The following is a 19621-nucleotide window of genomic DNA, read 5'->3' as shown; positions in this document are numbered from 1 at the left end:
GGTGCCGCGAAAAGAAGGGTTACTTCGTCAATAAGCTCCAGGTCAAATCACTTTCCAGCGTAGTTTGATCTGTCAGATGGCTGAACGCGCTTTCGTTGAGTACCGGAGAGAGCGTTACGTTGAAACTCATCTGCTGGCCGGAAGGGACCTGGTTATTCTCAAGCGCAATCACCGCCTCGTTATTACGCAGATAGAACGGCGTCGGTGTACCGTTTTCCGGCGTAAAATTCAGCTGATCGACCGTTTTACCCACGGTGTAACTTTTGCCATCGACGGTCATGTTGTCAATTTTGACGGCGACACCGCCGGACTGCCCAAAAAGAAACCGCCCCTTATCTCCCGCTGTACCGCGCAGTATCACCGCCATCTGCTGAGACTGAGGGCAGAAAACGTTTACCGTGATGTCACGATCGGCCATTTTATGCCAGTCCTGCTGCGTCGTTTCGATCGTATCCCGGCGCATCTCATGATAATCCACCACCGGCTGTGAGAGACTGAGCTGGCACTCTTCAGCATGGGTTATTCCTGTCACGCCGAGCATCAGCAAGGCCACTAAGCCCGATAAGTGTCGACTGTTCATCGGCAGACTCCGTTCACTTCTTCATAGAAGGCATTTTCGTCACGCTTATCAGCCAGGGTGTAATCAATCTTACACAGTCGGTTATTGTCACCGTCTAGCGCGTAGAGCGCGCTCAGCTGATCGGCATCGTTAATAAAGACGTGGCCATCATCAACCGTGGTCACGATATAGTTACCTTTCTCATCAACAATCGAGATCCCTTTACTCAGGGGCTGACCGTCAGCCTGCTTAACACTTAGCATGACGCGGCGGCTGTTGAGTACTTTGAAATCAATCTCGCTGACCGAGGCATGGCCTGCGGCAATATATTTCGTGCCGTTAGCCAGCGTCATACTCTGCGGCAGCTTATTAGCATCAATTTCTATGCGGGAGTTATGCCATTCGTTGAGTGAAGGTACCACGGCCTGGCCCCATGGATCGGTCCAGACGGTACCTTGCGGAGTGGAGATTTCAACGCCGCTCTTCTTCTCGCTCAGTCTGGCAATCGCGAAGGTGTCCTGAATCGTATACGGCGAGAAAGTCACACCCTCTTTATGCATGGCCACGCCACCCGACAATGTCGCATTGTAGTTCCGCTGATTATCCCCACTGGTTCCGCCCCCCACGCTCAGTTGCGTATAGCGCAGGTTAGTGTTGATGTTGCCGTTGAAGCTGTTGTCTTTCGAATCCTGATCGCGATCGGCTGAGATGTAATAGTTCGTATTGTCTCCCAGCGAGCCGCTGTTAGACGCGCCATAGGAGGTGCTATCACCCTGTTTACGCATATAGGTACTGATGGACTGACTGCCGCCGAGCGGGATGCTCACGTTGACGTAGAACATCTCATTGTCCTGATCGTCATCGACATTACCGACCGCACTTTGCCAGTTCATGGATACTGACGCGTACGTAAAGGTCTTGCCCCATGACAGCAAGAGGTAACGTGAATCTTCACCGTCACCGCTGGTCTGGTTGTAGTTGAACCCTGCGCTAAACACCCCCGCCAGAGGGGAGGAGAAACGAACGTTGCCGGAATAGGTGTTGTCATATCCCTGATAATCATCGTCCATCGCATCAGCCAGTTCGCGATACTCTCCGCTGTAATGCGTCGCACTGCCTGAAAGACCGACGTACTCGTTCAGGATGTAATCACTTTGCAGCTCGGTTTTTACCCCGCTGCTGCTGTCACCAAAGCTCGCATTGCTGACTGCCGCACCCGTTGAAAGGGTCCAGTCATCGCTTATCAGGAACTCTGTCCTGCCGCCTGCCGCCTGGTAGTTTTCCGCAGCGGCACCTGAAGCCAGGAGATTCATCCACGGAGAGACATGCCAGCCGTCAGAGATGTTCATCACCAGCGGATCGTTATAATCGCTGTCAATGCTGCGCACCTGACCTACAGAAAGGGTTAGACCCTGCGGGCGTGAAAGGTTGCGTGCCCTTACCTGAGACGCCGGGACGATGAAACGGTTAGTTGCGCCGTCGGATTCCACCACCGAGACGTCCAGATCCACATTGTTGCGAACCACGGGCACGTCATCCAGCGTGAAGGGGCCGGCTGGCACAAGGGTACTGAAGACCAGTTGACCGTTCTGGCGGATTTCGACACGTGCCTGGGAAGACTGGGCAATACCGGAAACGCTCACGCCAGAGCTTGCTCTCGCCAGACCGCTGGTCGGCATAAACTGAACGCCGGTAATCGGCACCCCGCTCAACACGTTGGACATGGCGTTGATTTCACCCACCTGCATCGTCATTTTTTGCGCGGTAAAGACATGCTCTGCATAGGTGTAAATGCTTTCGGCATTTCGGCTACCGTCGTCATCCGTCAGGATATAACGGCTGCGCAGTGCCCAGTCCATCGTGTTGAATCCGGCTTCCAGGCTGGCCTGAGAGTAGCGGCTGCTGTCATTGTCACCATAGTCGTTATGGGTGCTGAACAATGAATAGTTCAGCAGCGCCGCCGTTCCGCCATGCTGGAAGTTTTTGATATCCGACGACAGACTGTTCACCGCTTCAGCTGGCAGATAGAGTTCAACGGCCTCCTGGTTAGGCAAGGCGTTGATGACGGCTTTAGGATAGTTATCCCGAATATCATGACACTCCTCACCGGACTTTATTGACACAGGCATCAGCCCAGCAAACTCCATGAGATCGTTATCAAAGCAAAGCATGCCGTCTTTGTTGAAACGAACTGCAGCCATTCCTCGCTCTTTCCCGTTGACCTTCACCGAAACGGAGTGGGTTCCGGGTAAAAAGCGCGGTGCTTCTGCGAAGTAATGGTTGAGATCTTTATTCAACCCCAGCGTTTGCATTATCCCCGTGTCGAAGGTGACCTCCCTCGCCAGTACGGATGTTGAATCAAGTAACACCAGAGGTAATGTACCGCAAAGAATGGCGCGGACACAAAGTGCAAGGCGGCTTTGTTTACTCACCGTCATATCCCTATTTTATTTATTTAATTCCGACGTAAAGCTCGGGACCTCAACGCCATAGCGGCTGGCCGGGAAAAACTTAACGCTGCTGTCACCACTGACTTTCTTACTCATATCAGCCGTTAGCGTTTCGCCAGGAAGAATGTAGGTTTTGGACAGAGAGGCACTCACCCCTGAAGGCAGCAGCATCACGTTCTGCCCAAGACGGACCACATATTTGCTGGGATTGTTCACGGTGACGGACGTGCCGTTTGAGGACCACTTCAGGAACTTCCAGGCATCAGTGACCACACCCAGAGATGCCGGTCGAATAAGCACGGGGATATCCTGGCGAATGTTAATGCCAATCTTTATTTTTTTATCATCGTTTTTAGGCGGAATACCGTCGAATGTGACGCGTTTATAATGCTCTACATCCAATGGCTGTTTGTTCTGAAGAATAAAGCGCAGCTGCTGCGTCTGACCTGGCTCAAGACGTACCACCGGCTGCGTTGCAATAAGCTTAAGACCGGTATCGTCCGGCAGGTCAACGACATTTGTATATAAAAGTGAAGGATGCGAATCGGTATTCTTGACGTTAATCGTTCCACTGTGCGTCGCTTCATCAATGATTAACAGACTGGTTTCAGGCACCATGCCTTCTGCATGTACAGCAACACTGGAAGATAATAACGCGGCAGTAATCAGCGTGTTAAATAAAGTGGATTTTAAACAATGCATAATAATATCTCCTTGAAAGCAACAACAGAACAGTCCATGTTTATCGCGCCGTTAAAAAGAGAGTAAATGCAGCGCATTTACTCTCCGGTTAATTAAATTACGTTTACTCGATTAAAAGTCTTACAGATAACGCAGGCTGATAGTCACCTGACCATCAAGCTGGGTGTCATCAGTGATCGCCAGCGTGGTGGTATCCTGGATCGCCAGAGAGGTCACCAGTGGGAAGGTTGCGGTCTGGAACGCCAGTGGAGCCAGGGTGCCAACAGTCGCAACGGTGAAATCACGATAGTTATCGCCCTGAGTTGTACCGTTGGTGCTCTTTGACCAGTTACCGGTAGCATTCTGCTGGTAAATTGGGTCAACTTTAGCGCCGTCAGCCATTACGCTGTCAGTTTTAACGAACAGCGAGTATGTTCCGATGTTCACTGGTGTTGTACCTGTTGTTTTACCTACACCGTAAGTCTGGCTTTCAGACGAATTAGAACCACCACCAAACATGCCATTCTCAACGGTGAGTTTCGCGTTAGAATCAGCGCGATCGTCAATCATATTCCAGGACACTTTTGTTGCTGCGGTGCAGGTAATAGTCAGATCGATGTCTTTCTGGCCCAGCTGGTTAACTGCCGTTGAGCTTAAACCACCCAAACTAACTGTGCCGTAGTCAACCGTTCCGCCGTTGCTTAACTGAGGCGTACAGGCTGAATTAGTCAGCGTACCTTTGACTTTCAGAACGGCAGTCGGGTTAGCCGCAAAAGCGGATGTCACACACAGAGAGAGCGCAGTAGCGAGTAAAACCTTTTTCACTTGTTATTCCTTAACATATGAGTAATTGCAATATTAAATACAGCAGGGATAAATAAATTTACCCCATACTGTTTATCGTCATGCTTGAGAGCATGCGTAGATAATATAATTTTTATAAATACAAGCAATTTAGAAAAATTAATTTATGGATTTAGAATAACGTTATCAATAAGTGATATTTATTTATAAGAGTGTATATAGCTTTAAAACGACATATTACATTCAGCGGAGATATAGCTTGAAATTATCCGAACGGTGGGGGCAAGCAAAAAAGAAGGGATGTATATAATTTACTTTATTAAACGTTTTGACATAAAAAGACATAAAAAAATCCAGCTAGTCTGAATAACTAACTGGATAGTCGATAAAAATGCTTTTACTACTTCACAACGCGCAGTGCCGGACGGCCTCCGCGCGGCGGCGGATCGTCATCAGGATCGTCATTGTGATCGGGCTTGTCACCCTCGATGACCGACATCAGCGTTTCGCTTTCGTTTTCCGAAGCGCCGTTTTCGTCATTCAGGCCGACAACATCCTCGTCATAAGCCGCTTCCGGCTCAAACATGGTGCCTGCACCGTTTTCACGCGCATAAATCGCCAGCACCGCAGCCAGCGGTACAGAAACCTGACGCGGCACACCGCCGAAACGCGCGTTAAAGCGCACTTCGTCGTTGGCCAGTTCAAGGTTACCCACCGCGCGCGGCGCGATGTTCAGTACGATCTGCCCGTCACGTGCATATTCCATAGGAACCTGCACGCCCGGCAACGTCACATCCACAACCAGGTGCGGCGTGAGCTGGTTATCCAGCAGCCATTCATAGAAGGCGCGCAGCAGATACGGACGGCGTGGGGTAAGTTGTGACATTTCCACAGTCATTAGCCTCGGCCGAGACGCATTTCACGTTCCGGTTCAGTTAAAGATGCCAGGAAAGAATCGCGTTCAAATACGCGAGTCATGTAGCCCTTCAGCTCTTTCGCGCCCGGACCGCTGAACTCTACGCCCAGGGTTGGCAGACGCCAGAGCAACGGCGCCAGGTAGCAATCTACCAGGCTGAACTCATCGCTCAGGAAGAATGGTTTCTGACCAAACACAGGGGCAATCGCCAGCAGCTCTTCACGCAGTTGCTTACGTGCAGCGTCTGCTTCAGAAGAGGAACCGTTGACGATAACGTTCATCAGCGTGTACCAGTCTTTTTCGATACGCTGCATGTACAGGCGGCTTTCACCACGTGCAACAGGGTAAACAGGCATCAGTGGTGGATGCGGGAAACGCTCATCCAGATATTCCATAATGATACGGGATTCCCACAGGGTCAGCTCGCGATCCACCAGCGTCGGTACGCTTTGGCTCGGGTTGAGATCGATCAGATCCTGAGGCGGGTTATCCTTTTCCACATGCTCGATCTCAAAACTGACACCTTTCTCGGCCAGCACGATACGAACCTGATGGCTATAAATGTCAGTAGGACCAGAAAACAGCGTCATTACCGAACGTTTGTTGGCAGCGACAGCCATGAAAACCTCCAGGTATATTCAGAATTTTTACTGCTACCAGCCCAAACAGGGCCAGCCAGATGTTGTATCGCCCATCCCAGAGAAAACACATTGTTCAAGAATCGAACAAAAAACGAGTATTCACCGATATTTGGGCAGAAAATTGGATGATAGTTTACCAGATTTTGATGGCTTTGTGGTGAGGGGATTCTGGAAATGTGGAAAAAGAGAAGATATATGCAGTGATGCTGTGGATAACCTGCACATTATCCATAAAAAAAAACCCGCCGAAGCGGGTTTTTCGCCAATCGTTTCTGCGTAAGCAGAAAAGGATTAACGTTTGGAGAACTGTGGACGACGACGTGCTTTACGCAGACCCACTTTCTTACGTTCAACCTGACGAGCGTCACGAGTAACGAAGCCAGCTTTACGCAGTTCAGAACGCAGGGATTCGTCGTACTCCATCAGAGCGCGGGTGATACCGTGACGGATCGCACCTGCCTGACCGGAGATACCACCACCTTTAACGGTGATGTACAGATCCAGTTTTTCTACCATATCAACCAGTTCCAGCGGCTGGCGAACTACCATGCGGGCAGTTTCACGACCGAAGTACTGTTCCAGAGAACGTTGGTTGATTACGATTTTACCACTGCCCGGTTTGATGAACACGCGAGCTGCGGAACTTTTGCGGCGACCAGTGCCGTAGTATTGATTTTCAGCCATTGCCTATAATCCCGATTAGATGTCAAGAACTTGCGGTTGCTGTGCCGCGTGGTTGTGCTCGTTACCTGCGTAAACTTTCAGTTTACGGAACATAGCACGACCCAGCGGGCCTTTTGGCAGCATGCCTTTAACCGCGATTTCAATCACACGCTCAGGACGGCGAGCAATCATCTCTTCAAAGGTCGCTTCTTTGATACCACCGATGTGGCCAGTGTGATGGTAGTACATTTTGTCTGTACGCTTGTTGCCGGTTACAGCAACTTTATCTGCGTTCAGAACGATGATGTAATCACCCGTATCAACGTGCGGAGTGTATTCCGCTTTATGCTTACCGCGCAGGCGACGAGCCAGTTCAGTAGCCAGACGGCCCAGAGTTTTACCGGTCGCGTCAACAACATACCAGTCGCGCTGTACGGTTTCTGGTTTAGCTGTAAAAGTTTTCATTAAAAGCTTACCCAAATAATAAGTTACACGTTGGTGAACACCCAAACGTTTAGTCAGTTGAGGTTCACACGACAAAGTCCGGCAAACCTACCCCTTCGAATAGCTAATGCCGACACATAGAAAGTTTCGGGAAAAAAACCTTCTCGTAACGTGGGGTCGCAAGATTATAGAGAAGTTGAGGTCAAAGATCGACCCTTAAATGTGATTCGAGGCGGGTTTTTCGGGGGTAAGGTTTTTGCGGTCTGCCGCCCTCACCCCCAGCCCCTCTCCCACGGGGAGAAGGTCGCATTTATGGCATATGCTGAAGCTTAAGATACTCCTCGCTTTGCATCTCCTGCAGGCGCGACAGACAGCGCTGGAACTCAAACTTCAGCCGCTCACCTTTATACACCTCATATAAAGGTACCTCGGCGCTGACCACAAGTTTCACGTGACGCTCATAGAACTCATCGACCAGCGCAATGAAGCGGCGCGCTTCGCTTTCCATCAGCGGCGTCATGACCGGCACGTTGAGCAGCATCACGGTATGGAACAAACGCGAGAGCGCGATGTAGTCATGCTGACTGCGGGCATCCACACAGAGCGTTGCAAAGGAGACGGCCAGGGTTTGATTTTCGACACCCAGGGTTTGCAGCGGGCGATGGTTAATCTCGAGCTCAGGGGCATGAGCCCGTTTTGCCCCCGCCAGCGCCAGCCACAGTTTATCCATCTGCTGCGTGGTCTCATCGTTTAAGGGAGAGAGCCACAGATGCGCCTGAGTTAAGGTACGCAGGCGGTAATCCACCCCGGCATCAACATTCATGATGTCGCAGTGCTGTTTGATGGCATCAATAGCGGGCAGGAAACGCGCGCGCTGCAGGCCATTGCGGTAAAGCTCATCCGGCGGGATATTCGAGGTCGCCACCAGCGTTATCCCGCGTGCGAACAGCGCTTTCATCAGGCCACCCAGCAGCATGGCGTCGGTAATATCAGAGACAAAAAACTCGTCAAAACAGAGTACGTCCGTTTCCGCCTTGAACCTGTCGGCCACAATCTCCAGCGGATCGCTTTTGCCCTGCAGTGCCGTCAGCTCTTCGTGAACCCGCAGCATAAAGCGGTGGAAATGCAGACGCTGCTTACGGGTACCCGGCAGGCTCAGATAAAAGAGGTCCATCAGCCAGGTTTTCCCGCGCCCGACGCCGCCCCACATATACAAACCGCGCACCGGTGCATGAGTCTGTGGCTCTTTTTTTCCAAGCAACCGCCCCAGAGCCGCCTTCAGCCCACCGCTCTGTTCACTCTCTGCAGGTTTTGCCGTGAGCTCCTGATAAATCGTATCCAGACGATTCACCGCTTCACGCTGAACGTCATCCGGCTGATGTGTACCCTCATTAAGGGCAAGTTGGTATCGCGATGCAGGGGACAGGTTTTGCATAAACGTATTGTTATTCCTTCAAATAATACTCACCAGCAGACGTGACTGATGAAAAAAAGGCCGTTCTACACTACGCGATGATACGTCAGGATTCCACTTCTGCGGAAATAGCGGTTATAGTGGCAATATCAGGCACAGGCAGGAGCCGAGCCAACACCCTACGGAACAACAAGACAACGGGAGAAGTTCATGACCTGGGAATATGCGCTAATCGGTTTAGTCGTCGGCATCGTCATTGGTGCTGTGGCCATGCGTTTCGGTAATCGCAAATTGCGTCAGCAGCAGTCACTGCAGTACGAACTGGAAAAGAACAAAGCCGAACTGGAAGAGTATCGTGAAGAGCTGGTCAGCCACTTTGCCCGTAGCGCCGAGCTGCTGGACAACATGGCGACCGACTATCGTCAGCTCTATCAACATATGGCAAAAAGCTCCAGCAGCCTGCTGCCAGAAATGACCGCGGAATCCAATCCATTCCGTAACCGTCTGGCCGACTCTGAAGCCGGTAACGATCAGGCCCCTGTTCAGATGCCACGCGACTATTCAGATGGCGCGTCTGGCCTGCTGCGCGGCGGTGCAAAACGCGATTAATCGCACAACCTGAATTTATTTTACGGGCGCTGCTATTGCGCCCGTCCTTTCTTCATGACCCCAGCTATTATTGAGTAAGCACTTCATTGTTCAGCGGTTTAAAATTCAATAACATCAACGTGTTTTAGGGCCGTTTTTCCTTTATTCCAGGTTACGAGAGTCAGCATCGATGAAGAAAAAAAACCAGCTGTTGAGCGCTATAGCGTTAAGTGTCGGGTTATCTCTCTCGGCGTCCTTCCCTGCATCTGCCGCCCTGCCTTCCCAGGTACCCGGCCAGGCGGCAATTCCAAGCCTTGCGCCAATGCTGGAAAAAGTTCTGCCTGCGGTAGTGAGCGTGCAGGTAGAAGGCACGGCATTACAAAATCAACGCGTACCTGAAGAACTGAAAAAATATTTTGGCGATGAGTCGCCCGACCAGCAGGCGCAGCCTTTTGAAGGTCTGGGTTCTGGCGTCATTATTGATGCGGCCAAAGGTTATATTCTGACCAACAATCATGTTATCAGTCAGGCCGATAAAATCAGCGTACAGCTGAACGATGGGCGTGAGTTTGAGGCCAAACTGATTGGCGGCGATGACCAGAGCGACATCGCGCTGCTGCAGGTGCAAAACCCGAGCAATTTGACTCAGATTGCCATTGCGGACTCCGATAAACTGCGTGTTGGTGATTTTGCTGTCGCCGTGGGGAATCCGTTTGGTTTAGGGCAAACCGCTACCTCCGGGATAATCTCGGCGCTGGGTCGCAGCGGTCTGAATCTGGAAGGCCTGGAAAACTTTATCCAGACCGACGCCTCAATTAACCGCGGGAACTCCGGCGGGGCATTGCTCAATCTCAACGGCGAGCTGATTGGGATTAACACCGCTATCCTGGCGCCGGGCGGCGGCAGTATCGGCATCGGTTTTGCTATCCCCAGCAATATGGCCAAAACGCTGGCGCAGCAGCTCATTCAGTTCGGTGAGGTCAAACGCGGGCTGTTGGGCATCAAAGGGATGGAGATGAGCGCTGACATCGCGAAAGCGTTCAACATCAATGTGCAGCGCGGTGCGTTTGTCAGTGAAGTGCTGCCAAACTCCGGCTCGGCAAAAGCTGGCGTGAAGTCGGGCGATGTGATTGTCAGCCTGAACGATAAACCGCTGAGCAGCTTTGCGGAACTGCGCTCGCGTATTGCCACCACCGAACCGGGTGCCAAAGTGAAGTTAGGCCTGATTCGTGATGGTAAGCCGCTGGATGTCGAAGTGACGCTTGATAAGAGCACCTCATCCTCTGCCAGCGCGGAGCTTATCGCCCCGGCGCTGCAAGGGGCAACGCTGAGCGATGGACAGCTGAAAGACGGGACGAAAGGGATTAGCGTCGATACCGTCGAGAAGAGCAGCCCTGCCGCGCAGGCCGGATTGCATCAGGATGATGTGATCATCGGCGTGAACCGCAATCGCGTGCAATCCATCGCAGAACTGCGCAAGGTGCTGGAAAGCAAACCGGCGGTCATTGCCCTGCAGGTTATGCGCGGCAACGAGTCTATCTATATTCTGTTGCGCTAAGCATTTGCGATTCCGGACATCACCGCTGCGTGTGATGTCCGGATAACTCATGTTATGCTGCAAATCGTTCCTTTATTAACGACACGCGCATCATGCTTTTAAAGCTCTTTCGTTCAATTGTCATCGGTTTGATTGTTGCCGGCCTGCTGCTGGTCGTCATGCCGTCTTTACGCCAGTTCAATAAGCTGTCGGCGCCTCAGTTCGACAGTGCGGATGAAACGCCTGCGACCTACAACCAGGCCGTTCGCCGTGCCGCGCCTGCCGTGGTTAACGTTTATAACCGTGGCCTCAATAGCTCAGCCCATAACCAGCTGGAGATCCGCACTCTCGGCTCCGGGGTAATTATGGACGAGCGCGGCTACATCATTACCAACAAACACGTGATTAACGATGCCGACCAGATCATCGTTGCCCTGCAGGATGGCCGCGTGTTTGAGGCCCTGCTGGTGGGCTCGGATAGCCTGACCGACCTGGCTGTTTTGAAGATCAACGCCACGGGCGGTTTACCGGTTATTCCTATTAACCGTAAACGAACCCCTCATATTGGCGACGTCGTGCTGGCTATCGGTAACCCTTATAACCTGGGCCAGACGATCACGCAGGGGATTATCAGCGCCACCGGTCGCATTGGCCTCAACCCGTCGGGACGGCAGAACTTCCTGCAAACCGATGCGTCCATCAACCACGGTAACTCCGGCGGTGCGCTGGTCAACTCGCTGGGCGAACTGATGGGTATCAATACCCTCTCGTTCGATAAGAGCAATGACGGTGAGACGCCGGAAGGGATTGGGTTCGCCATTCCCTTCCAGCTGGCGACCAAGATCATGGATAAGCTGATCCGCGATGGCCGTGTGATCCGCGGTTATATTGGTATTGGCGGTCGTGAAATTGCGCCTATGCATTCGCAGGGCGGCGGTATCGATCAGATTCAGGGCATCGTGGTCAACGAAGTGTCGCCTGGCGGCCCGGCGGCTAACGCGGGAATTCAGGTTAATGATGTCATCGTGTCGGTCAACGGCACACCAGCGGTATCGGCGCTGGAGACCATGGATCAGGTTGCGGAGATCCGTCCTGGCTCTATCATCCCGGTTGAAGTCATGCGTAACGATAAGAAGCTGACGCTGCAGGTGACGATTCAGGAATACCCGGCCACCAACTGACAGGCATAAAAAAACGGAGCGCATTGCTCCGTTTTTTTTGCCGGGCGGCATGACTGCTTACCCGGCCTGTGGGGACATCCGTTTTACTTGTTAACGAACTCTTCGCCCAGAGTGATATCTTTCTTCAGCGTATCCAGCATGCCTTCCATCGCGTTCTGTTCAAACGCGCTCAGCTTGCCAATCGGCTGATGTTCTTCGATACCGTTTTTACCCAGCAGCAGCGGCTGAGAGAAGAAACGAGCGTGTTCGCCGTCGCCTTCAACATACGCGCATTCAACAACGCCTTTCTCGCCCTGCAGTGCACGAACCAGTGACAGTCCAAAACGTGCCGCCGCCTGGCCCATAGACAGGGTTGCAGAACCGCCACCCGCCTTCGCTTCCACCACTTCGGTGCCCGCGTTCTGGATGCGTTTGGTCAGATCAGCCACTTCCTGCTCGGTGAAGCTAACACCAGGGATCTGCGACAGCAGAGGCAGAATGGTGACACCAGAGTGACCGCCGATAACCGGCACTTCAACTTCTGAAGGCTGTTTGCCTTTCAGTTCAGCCACAAAGGTGTTGGAACGAATGATGTCCAGCGTGGTCACGCCGAACAGTTTGTTCTTGTCGTAAACACCGGCTTTTTTCAGCACTTCTGCCGCGATAGCAACCGTGGTGTTCACCGGGTTAGTGATGATACCAATGCACGCTTTCGGGCAGGTTTCAGCAATCTGCTGCACCAGGTTTTTCACAATACCCGCGTTGACGTTGAACAGGTCTGAACGATCCATGCCTGGCTTACGCGCCACGCCAGCGGAGATCAGCACCACGTCCGCGCCCTGCAGGGCAGGACGAGCATCTTCACCGGAGAAGCCTTTGATTTTCACAGCTGTCGGGATGTGGCTCAGGTCAACCGCCACACCTGGGGTTACCGGAGCAATATCGTACAGGGAGAGTTCTGAGCCTGAAGGCAGTTGGGTTTTCAGTAGTAGGGCAAGCGCCTGGCCGATACCACCAGCAGCGCCGAGGACTGCGACTTTCATCCTAAACTCCTTATTATGGTTAACTTAAGTATCTGTAACTCCGTTGCGGCGACCATAATTCAGCAGGTAATTAATTACAATTTTCGTCACTAAATAATTTGAGGTCGCGCGACTTTATCTCTCACCAGAAGGCTATCTGACGACAGACGACAACGAATTAAGAGGGGGTTACAATACACCCTGCCACGCCACCAAAACAACATCATTTTGATAACATTTAATTTACTTTTAAGCTTATTTGCTTGCCGTGACCCAGGCATGTTTTCTGATAACGAAATCTGATAAAATCACTCCCTTTCATAACATTATTTCAGCCTAACCGCTGGCAGATAATTTGCATAAAAATTCATCCACATGCATAATAATGTTGTTTCTTTCGTCATATTCCGGGTGACTTATGCGAAGCTCGTCTAAGCAAGAAGATTTAGTGAAGGCGTTTAAAGCGCTACTCAAAGAAGAGATATTCAGTTCTCAGGGAGAAATTGTTCAGGCTTTACAGGAACAAGGCTTCGATAACATCAACCAGTCGAAAGTCTCCCGCATGTTAACCAAATTTGGTGCGGTACGTACGCGTAACGCCAAAATGGAGATGGTCTACTGCCTGCCTGCAGAACTTGGCGTGCCAACCACCTCCAGCCCGTTGAAGAATCTGGTTCTCGATATCGATTACAACGATGCCGTTGTCGTGATCCATACCAGCCCAGGTGCTGCACAGTTGATTGCACGTATGCTGGACTCGCTGGGTAAGCCCAAAGGCATCCTTGGGACGATTGCGGGTGACGATACCATCTTCACTACCCCCGCCAATGGCTTCTCAGTGAAAGATCTCTACGAAGCGATTCTGGACCTGTTCGAGCAGGAACTCTGATTACCCTCCCCGTGGCGTCCTGCTGCGGGGATCATTCTGCTTCTGCCGCGTTTCCCCCTGTTTTATCCCGCCCTTTACTTTAACAAATAGTGCTTTTTACCGCCCATTAACATTCACTTGGTGAATGATAAATCAAAAAATCGCACAAAAAATCAAAAGCTGATATCCATATGATTTTCTTAGATATACAGCCACACATTGAACAATAAACGCACAATTTTATGCCATTAGGTTATAAAAAACAGGTTAGTTAATACGTAATAACAACAGAAACAATTAGTCTGGTATTAATTTTTACCGTTATTAGTGTATACTTGATTTTGTGATGAGGGTCACGAAACAAAGACCCCACTAAAAATTCGACGAGGTAAAGAATCATGAAAATCAAAACTACTGTAGCGGCGCTCAGCGTCCTGTCTGTCCTGTCATTCGGTGCTTTCGCCGCTGACGCTATCAATGCCGAGCAGGCACAATCCCGCCAGGCAATCGGTACGGTTTCTGTCGGCGCAATCGGCACGTCTCCAATGGACATGCATGAGATGCTGAACAAAAAAGCGGAAGAACAAGGTGCGTCATCTTATCGCATCATTGAAGCGCGTTCAGGTGACCACTGGCACGCAACCGCTGAGCTGTACAAATAAGTTTTAGTAATAACTGAAGACCAAAATCTCTACTCAACGGCACCAGGCATAAAAATAGCAGTTCAACCCTTCTCGCCGTTGAGCAAAAACCCTATTCAGGAGCAAAAACTATGAAAACCAAATTCATCATCGCAACCCTCGGTCTGGCATCCGTTCTCTCTTTCGGCGCAAGTGCCGCCGTACAGCAAGTGAACGCTGACCAGGCGCAGAATCTGCAGTCTATGGGGAGTGTGTCTGTGACGTCCGTTACCGGCTCTCCAATGGATATCCGTCAGGCACTGGCCGCTAAAGCTGAAAAAGCAGGCGCCAGCAGCTATCGCGTCACCGAGCTGAACCAGGGTGACCACTGGCATGCAACGGCTCAACTGTATAAATAAACCCTCGTCGTATCTCATCATACGACTTGCCCCTGGCCTTCTGGTCAGGGGCTTTTTTATGGCTTGATCAATGGCGCGCGTTGAAGCGTAGCTGCCCTTCCAGCTCTTCTTCCGCTTCATCAAACAGCAAAATGAGTGCGCCAAACCGTCTGCGCAACTTTTCAGGCAGATGGATAAACTCAATTTCCAGCGGTAACGGCAGCAGGCTGCCGGTCACCACGTCCCACAGCGTGTCCAGATTGGTGACGCTTTCCCGTTCAAGATCAAACACCCGGATAAATTCACGATAGAAGTCATCCTGACTGTCGATCTCGTCAAAATCAAAGGTATAGGTTTTCATTGCCAGTCACCCAGTCCAGGCGAGCGGCCTGCGCCGCCCTGATTATTATAATCCCCCAATATGCAGGGTTTTGACTTCCAGATACTCTTCCAGCCCGAGCACGGACCCTTCACGCCCAAGGCCAGACTCTTTTACCCCACCAAACGGCCCCAGCTCTGTGGAGACGGCACATTCGTTAATTCCTATCATCCCGCTTTCGATGGCCTGCGACACGCGGAAGACACGTGCCAGATTTTGGGTATAGAAGTAAGCCGCCAGGCCATATGGCGTGTTGTTGGCACGCTGGATAACTTCATCTTCCGAGGTAAAACGGAAGCAGGCCGCAACCGGGCCAAACGTCTCTTCTTCAGCCAGTTTCATGCCTTCATGGCAATCGCCCAGGACAGTTGGCATCCAGAAATTGCCGCCAAGCGAATGGGGTTTACCGCCCGCCAGAACGGTCGCACCCCGGGCCACGGCATCTTCAACGTGTTCACGCACCTTATCGACGGCGGAGGATTCGATCAGCGGCCCCACGATGACGCCCTCTTCCAGACCATTCCCGACCTTCAGGGCCTTCACCGCATCGGCAAGCTTATTCACAAATTTGTCGTAGACGGTTTCCTGAATATAGAAACGGTTAACGCTGACGCAGACCTGGCCGGCATTGCGGAATTTATTGGCGATAGCCCCTTTAACGGCAGCCTCGATATCCGCATCTTCAAAGACGATATACGGCGCATTGCCTCCCAGCTCCATCGACACTTTCTTCATGGTTTCTGCGGCGTTACGCACCAGCGTTTTGCCGACGGAAGTCGAGCCGGTAAAGGAGATTTTCCGCACCTCATGGCTCGCCATAATCGCGTCACTGATTTCATGCGTATTCCCGGCTACGGCGTTGAGTACCCCATCCGGTACGCCGGCCTGTTTTGCCAGCGTAAGCAGCGCGAAGGCGCTGAGAGGTGTGTTATTTGCCGGTTTGATTACCCCGGTACACCCTGCCGCCAGCGCCGGACCTAATTTACGGGTGAGCATGGCCATCGGGAAGTTCCACGGCGTAATCGCCGCAACCACGCCGATGGGCTCGCGGGTCGCCAGGATGCGGGAGCCCGGTTTGATCGGTGGAATAATTTCGCCGTTCGCGCGCTTGGCCTCTTCGGCGAACCACTGGATAAAACTCGCGGCGTATTCCACCTCGCCTTCCGCTTCTTTCAGGGGCTTGCCCTGTTCGGTGGTCATTAAACGCCCGAGCCAGCTTTTGTTCTCAATGATCAGTTCGTACCAGCGGTAGAGAATTGCCGAACGCGCTTTCGCGGTTTTGGCGCGCCATGCCGGGAAGGCTTTGGCCGCCGCGGCAATGGCGTCTTCGGTTTCTGCTTTGCCGGCTTTGGCTACTCTGGCGATGACCTCACCGGTAGCCGGGTTCAGCACATCAAACGTCGTGTCCAGCGTTTTCCATATGCCGTTGACCAGATAACCGGTCTGAAAAAGGTGATTATCCTGAAGCGCCTGGGTTGTCATGTGTCCTCCCTTCCTGAATGTAAGAGCATGCTGGAATAAGTATAGCCACAAAAAAACCGACGCTTTTGGCGTCGGCTTTTTTACTTCAGTCAGTTATCCGTAAGGGCGTTCTGGTAGCGATGCAGCATAAACACCAGCCGTCCTACCGGCTCTGTCACCTGAGGCGGTGCTTCCCAGACTTTCAGCTTCTCCTGGTAGATATCCAGCTCTTCAAGCAGTTGCTTAAAGTAACGACGTCGTTTGTCATCGCTGGAGGCAGAAAGCACGTGGTCGGCCGTCCGACGCAGCTGGCGGTGGAAAGCCGACAGATCGTCATTGATGGGTACGGGGGCATTACGTAAACGCTGGTGCGCGATAATCATGGTCAAGGCCAGACGGAACTTGGCGATGTCACCCGGGAACTTGTTCAGCAGTAAAAACAGCTGCTGATAGAGCGCCGGCAGGTGGTTCTCTTTGCGACGCGCGGTATTGGTGGTCATGGACGACACGGCAGCCGAGACAAACTGATTCAACAGCACGCGGCCCGTCCGTGCCTGAGAGTTATCCCGCACCAGCAGAATGACCATCATCGCCAGGAAACAGCCCACCAGCTGACCTAAGGCGCTGTCTAAGAACTGGCTGAAATGGAAGGTCATCGGGTTATCCAGCACAATGATGTTAATCGTACTGGCCAGGGCACCCAATGAACCCAGCCGACGTTTTTGTACTTCGATTCCGATAAAGAACGCCATCACCGCAAGGCTAATACAGAGCAGTAACATGCTCTGCTGGGTCGAGGGAATGATCACCAGAAAATAGAACGCGCCAATCGGCAGTGCAGCAATTGTGCCGAACAGGAAATCAATGGCCACCATGCGCGGATTCGGAAGACGCATCGCCAACGCGGTAACGACGGCGATCATCACCATCGCGCCGCTGCCGGAGGTCCAGCCGGTCCACAGCCAGAACAGCGTGCCGAGCATACAGGCAAGCGTTGTACGCCAGAAGTTAACCATTGCGTGATGGCGTTCGGCGGATTCTGCCTTGATCACCACTTCACCCTGCAGCACCTCTTCTTCTACCGCGCTGATTTTGGTGTTACTGATCACACCGCGTTTCAGCAACAGGTAGCGCGTCGCGGCCCCGACCCAGGTATAGATCGTCACTGGCGTATCACGATCCCCGGTCCAGGCAATGACCCGGCGCATGCGTTTAAGCTGTTTGTGTACGTCCTGCACGGTTTCCACCGGCTCCGCAAACAGCTCGCGGAAGGTATCGGTTACCGCGTCCGGGCGGGTGTTTTGGATCAGATAGGTTTCACACGCCTGGGTAATCAGCGTTAAGGAGACGGTGTTGATGGCTTTAAGGCGGCGGTTGGCACGGGCCCAGCGCGAAGACTCCATGTTCAGGTTGCTGCGCATCCCTTCCAGCGCCGTGGTGCGGCGCACCAGAGCGCTCCAGGCTTTATCTACCTCTTCGCTGTCACCATGCTTAATACAGAGCTGCATCAACTGATACTGGGCAACAATCAGCGCATCCAGTTCACGATCCACTTCCTGCTTAATGGAGCGAGGAGAGAAAAGCAGGTCAGCGACAATGGCACTGACAATACCGATGACAATCTCACTGCAGCGCTCTACGGCAAACTGTGGGGCAAGCAGCGGTTCGCTTTGAATGGTGATGATAATAATCAGCGCGGTATAACCGGCCAGCCCCCAGGCGTAGGAGTTCTCCACCTTCACCAGTGACGAGAGCCAGGTGCAGAAGCCCGCCCAGATACAGCACACCATCAGCATCAGCAGCGGCGTGCGGATCATCAATATGATGATGGTCAGTGCGGCGAAACAACCGATAAATGTCCCAATGATGCGCAGCATCCCACGGTAGCGGATCGCTCCGGAGTAAGGTTCCCCGCCCGCAGCAAAGGCAGGCCCTGCCGCGACAATCGCTGCCGTCAGTACGGCCCAGCGGGGGGTTTCCAGCTGAAAGTGGAAGCCGACAAACAGCGCCAGCACAATGGCACACGCCAGCTTAACGGCGAAGCGAATGTGCTGGCTGGCGATGGAAAAGATACCCATAACGATTAACCAAACTCGCGCAGGCGATGGGCAATTTTACGGAAGATAGAGTCCTGGCTGGCGTCACGGTCTTTTTCACCGGTGATCACCACCGTCGCCGTGGTCCCGGCAGGCCACAGATTGCCCTGCTGTTCATCCAGATGGATACGCACCGGCACACGCTGGGCCAGACGTACCCATTCCAGGTTGGAATCCACCGTCGCCATCCCTTTAGTATCGTTAGAGCTGCTGGAGTTAGTGACCCCCGCGGCTACGCTGTCGACGGTACCTTTCAGCACACGGTTGCTGCCAAGCGGCGTAATTTCAGCCCGGAACCCCGGACGCACGCCTTCCAGTTTGGTCTCTTCCATATAGGCGAGCACGTAGAAGGAGTTCTGTTTAACCAGCGCCACGGCGGTTGAGCCGCGGGTGATAAACTCCCCGGCATAAACATTCAGGTTGGTGATCCAGCCATCGGCTGGTGCGCGGATCACGGTGCGCTCAAGATCGAGCCGGGCAAGATCGCGCGTCGCTTGCGCTTTGGCCAGCTGATGCAGCACGGTTTGCAGGACGTTATTGGACTGGTCAATCTCTTCGCGGGACATCGCCTGAACACCCAGTTGGTTACGGCGACCTGCCTCACGGCGTTTCTCGGAAGCCAGCGCCTGATAATAGGCCACATCCGCTTCAGCTTCTTCTAACGCTTTCTGATAACGCGGCTGGTCGATGGTGAAGAGTACCTGATCTTTTTTCACCAGCTGGTTATCGTGGACATTGACCGCAGTGATGAGACCCGCCACGTCGGGGGCGATTGCCACGACATCGGCGCTAAAGCGCGCATCTCGCGTCCACGGTGATTCAGTGTAATAGACCCAGGCGCGGAAAATAGCGATGAACGCGAGGATAACGAGCGCCATGGTGATGGCAGTGCGGGAGATTTTTCTTGTTAGCGTTTTCAC

The 19621-nt window shown here is 52.6% G+C and carries 21 protein-coding genes; 7 read left to right on the top strand and 14 right to left on the bottom strand.

From position 1 onward, the window contains the following. Positions 1-19 precede the first annotated feature (19 nt). The 6 genes from L466_RS18460 to sspA all read right to left on the bottom strand — a co-directional run bounded on the left by L466_RS18460 (position 20) and on the right by sspA (position 6030). Positions 20-580 (bottom strand): DUF1120 domain-containing protein, encoded by a 561-nt coding sequence (locus L466_RS18460; protein ID WP_032680188.1) that lies wholly within the window; start codon positions 578-580, stop codon positions 20-22. Beyond that, positions 577-2997, bottom strand: coding sequence for a fimbrial biogenesis outer membrane usher protein (locus tag L466_RS18465; RefSeq protein WP_032680187.1), 2421 nt, complete (start codon positions 2995-2997; stop codon positions 577-579). Before L466_RS18465 ends, L466_RS18460 begins: the two co-directional genes overlap by 4 nt. Before the next feature lie 9 nt (positions 2998-3006). After that, positions 3007-3711: a fimbria/pilus chaperone family protein gene (locus L466_RS18470; protein WP_032680186.1), complete on the bottom strand. Its 705-nt coding sequence runs from the start codon at positions 3709-3711 to the stop codon at positions 3007-3009. Positions 3712-3831: 120 nt separating this feature from the next. Then, positions 3832-4515: a DUF1120 domain-containing protein gene (locus tag L466_RS18475; RefSeq protein WP_020883513.1), complete on the bottom strand. Its 684-nt coding sequence runs from the start codon at positions 4513-4515 to the stop codon at positions 3832-3834. 379 nt (positions 4516-4894) lie between these two features. Beyond that, positions 4895-5386 carry a ClpXP protease specificity-enhancing factor gene (sspB, locus tag L466_RS18480; RefSeq protein ID WP_025202910.1) on the bottom strand — a complete coding sequence of 164 codons (492 nt, stop codon included), beginning with the start codon at positions 5384-5386 and terminating at the stop codon, positions 4895-4897. Between the two features lie 5 nt (positions 5387-5391). Further along, the gene (gene sspA, locus L466_RS18485; protein ID WP_014071978.1) at positions 5392-6030 is read right to left on the bottom strand and encodes a stringent starvation protein SspA; all 639 of its coding nucleotides are present in this window, start codon (positions 6028-6030) and stop codon (positions 5392-5394) included. On the opposite strand from sspA, the gene L466_RS23555 reads away from it, so the two are divergent. After that, a complete protein-coding gene (locus tag L466_RS23555) occupies positions 6029-6331 on the top strand; it encodes a hypothetical protein (RefSeq protein ID WP_136342246.1) in 303 nt (100 codons plus the stop codon). The two genes, sspA and L466_RS23555, sit on opposite strands and share 2 nt — an antisense overlap. 11 nt (positions 6332-6342) lie before the next feature. Here the strand turns inward: L466_RS23555 and rpsI are convergent, their stop codons facing one another. The 3 genes from rpsI to zapE form a co-directional block, all read right to left on the bottom strand. Next, complete coding sequence (gene rpsI / locus L466_RS18490) at positions 6343-6735, bottom strand: 30S ribosomal protein S9 (RefSeq protein WP_003860436.1); 393 nt, start codon at positions 6733-6735, stop codon at positions 6343-6345. A 15-nt stretch (positions 6736-6750) separates the two neighbouring features. Continuing rightward, positions 6751-7179 carry a 50S ribosomal protein L13 gene (rplM, locus tag L466_RS18495; RefSeq protein ID WP_003860434.1) on the bottom strand — a complete coding sequence of 143 codons (429 nt, stop codon included), beginning with the start codon at positions 7177-7179 and terminating at the stop codon, positions 6751-6753. A gap of 289 nt (positions 7180-7468) precedes the next feature. Then, the gene (zapE, locus tag L466_RS18500; protein WP_032680185.1) at positions 7469-8593 is read right to left on the bottom strand and encodes a cell division protein ZapE; all 1125 of its coding nucleotides are present in this window, start codon (positions 8591-8593) and stop codon (positions 7469-7471) included. Positions 8594-8782: 189 nt separating this feature from the next. Between zapE and zapG the strand changes: the two genes are divergently transcribed. The 3 genes from zapG (at position 8783) to degS (ending at position 11878) form a co-directional block, all read left to right on the top strand. Next, positions 8783-9181 (top strand): Z-ring associated protein ZapG, encoded by a 399-nt coding sequence (gene zapG, locus L466_RS18505; protein WP_014171843.1) that lies wholly within the window; start codon positions 8783-8785, stop codon positions 9179-9181. Positions 9182-9350: 169 nt separating this feature from the next. Beyond that, entirely contained in the window at positions 9351-10718 is a 1368-nt protein-coding gene (gene degQ, locus L466_RS18510; RefSeq protein ID WP_014171844.1) for a serine endoprotease DegQ, read from the top strand. 92 nt (positions 10719-10810) lie between these two features. Beyond that, positions 10811-11878 (top strand): outer membrane-stress sensor serine endopeptidase DegS, encoded by a 1068-nt coding sequence (gene degS / locus L466_RS18515; RefSeq protein ID WP_020883511.1) that lies wholly within the window; start codon positions 10811-10813, stop codon positions 11876-11878. Between the two features lie 83 nt (positions 11879-11961). Here degS and mdh read toward each other — a convergent pair whose 3' ends face one another. Next, on the bottom strand, positions 11962-12900 hold the full coding sequence (gene mdh / locus L466_RS18520; protein WP_014171846.1) for a malate dehydrogenase: 939 nt from the start codon (positions 12898-12900) through the stop codon (positions 11962-11964). A gap of 397 nt (positions 12901-13297) precedes the next feature. Between mdh and argR the strand changes: the two genes are divergently transcribed. The 3 genes from argR (at position 13298) to yhcN (L466_RS18535) (ending at position 14786) form a co-directional block, all read left to right on the top strand. After that, on the top strand, positions 13298-13768 hold the full coding sequence (gene argR / locus L466_RS18525) for a transcriptional regulator ArgR (RefSeq protein ID WP_014171847.1): 471 nt from the start codon (positions 13298-13300) through the stop codon (positions 13766-13768). A 377-nt stretch (positions 13769-14145) separates the two neighbouring features. Beyond that, entirely contained in the window at positions 14146-14409 is a 264-nt protein-coding gene (gene yhcN / locus L466_RS18530; RefSeq protein ID WP_014171848.1) for a peroxide/acid stress response protein YhcN, read from the top strand. A 110-nt stretch (positions 14410-14519) separates the two neighbouring features. After that, positions 14520-14786 (top strand): peroxide/acid stress response protein YhcN, encoded by a 267-nt coding sequence (gene yhcN, locus L466_RS18535; protein ID WP_014171849.1) that lies wholly within the window; start codon positions 14520-14522, stop codon positions 14784-14786. Between the two features lie 67 nt (positions 14787-14853). Here yhcN (L466_RS18535) and L466_RS18540 read toward each other — a convergent pair whose 3' ends face one another. The 4 genes from L466_RS18540 to aaeA all read right to left on the bottom strand — a co-directional run bounded on the left by L466_RS18540 (position 14854) and on the right by aaeA (position 19621). After that, positions 14854-15126, bottom strand: coding sequence for a barstar family protein (locus tag L466_RS18540; protein ID WP_014171850.1), 273 nt, complete (start codon positions 15124-15126; stop codon positions 14854-14856). Between the two features lie 45 nt (positions 15127-15171). After that, entirely contained in the window at positions 15172-16626 is a 1455-nt protein-coding gene (locus L466_RS18545; RefSeq protein ID WP_025202906.1) for an NAD-dependent succinate-semialdehyde dehydrogenase, read from the bottom strand. Between the two features lie 89 nt (positions 16627-16715). Beyond that, on the bottom strand, positions 16716-18683 hold the full coding sequence (gene aaeB / locus L466_RS18550; protein WP_014171852.1) for a p-hydroxybenzoic acid efflux pump subunit AaeB: 1968 nt from the start codon (positions 18681-18683) through the stop codon (positions 16716-16718). Between the two features lie 5 nt (positions 18684-18688). After that, positions 18689-19621, bottom strand: a complete 933-nt coding sequence (aaeA, locus tag L466_RS18555; RefSeq protein ID WP_020883509.1) for a p-hydroxybenzoic acid efflux pump subunit AaeA — start codon at positions 19619-19621, stop codon at positions 18689-18691.

Source organism: Enterobacter sp. BIDMC 30 (assembly GCF_000534355.1).
Classification (GTDB): Bacteria; Pseudomonadota; Gammaproteobacteria; order Enterobacterales; family Enterobacteriaceae; genus Enterobacter; species Enterobacter ludwigii.
This window is presented reverse-complemented; position numbering and strand designations above follow the sequence as displayed.

Coding starts and splice junctions, on each gene's coding strand:
- L466_RS18460 (WP_032680188.1), bottom strand. CDS start 580: ATGAACAGTCGACACTTATCGGGCTTAGTGGCCTTGCTGATGCTCGGC.
- L466_RS18465 (WP_032680187.1), bottom strand. CDS start 2,997: ATGACGGTGAGTAAACAAAGCCGCCTTGCACTTTGTGTCCGCGCCATT.
- L466_RS18470 (WP_032680186.1), bottom strand. CDS start 3,711: ATGCATTGTTTAAAATCCACTTTATTTAACACGCTGATTACTGCCGCG.
- L466_RS23555 (WP_136342246.1), top strand. CDS start 6,029: ATGAAAACCTCCAGGTATATTCAGAATTTTTACTGCTACCAGCCCAAA.
- sspA (WP_014071978.1), bottom strand. CDS start 6,030: ATGGCTGTCGCTGCCAACAAACGTTCGGTAATGACGCTGTTTTCTGGT.
- rpsI (WP_003860436.1), bottom strand. CDS start 6,735: ATGGCTGAAAATCAATACTACGGCACTGGTCGCCGCAAAAGTTCCGCA.
- rplM (WP_003860434.1), bottom strand. CDS start 7,179: ATGAAAACTTTTACAGCTAAACCAGAAACCGTACAGCGCGACTGGTAT.
- zapE (WP_032680185.1), bottom strand. CDS start 8,593: ATGCAAAACCTGTCCCCTGCATCGCGATACCAACTTGCCCTTAATGAG.
- zapG (WP_014171843.1), top strand. CDS start 8,783: ATGACCTGGGAATATGCGCTAATCGGTTTAGTCGTCGGCATCGTCATT.
- degQ (WP_014171844.1), top strand. CDS start 9,351: ATGAAGAAAAAAAACCAGCTGTTGAGCGCTATAGCGTTAAGTGTCGGG.
- degS (WP_020883511.1), top strand. CDS start 10,811: ATGCTTTTAAAGCTCTTTCGTTCAATTGTCATCGGTTTGATTGTTGCC.
- mdh (WP_014171846.1), bottom strand. CDS start 12,900: ATGAAAGTCGCAGTCCTCGGCGCTGCTGGTGGTATCGGCCAGGCGCTT.
- argR (WP_014171847.1), top strand. CDS start 13,298: ATGCGAAGCTCGTCTAAGCAAGAAGATTTAGTGAAGGCGTTTAAAGCG.
- yhcN (WP_014171848.1), top strand. CDS start 14,146: ATGAAAATCAAAACTACTGTAGCGGCGCTCAGCGTCCTGTCTGTCCTG.
- yhcN (WP_014171849.1), top strand. CDS start 14,520: ATGAAAACCAAATTCATCATCGCAACCCTCGGTCTGGCATCCGTTCTC.
- L466_RS18540 (WP_014171850.1), bottom strand. CDS start 15,126: ATGAAAACCTATACCTTTGATTTTGACGAGATCGACAGTCAGGATGAC.
- L466_RS18545 (WP_025202906.1), bottom strand. CDS start 16,626: ATGACAACCCAGGCGCTTCAGGATAATCACCTTTTTCAGACCGGTTAT.
- aaeB (WP_014171852.1), bottom strand. CDS start 18,683: ATGGGTATCTTTTCCATCGCCAGCCAGCACATTCGCTTCGCCGTTAAG.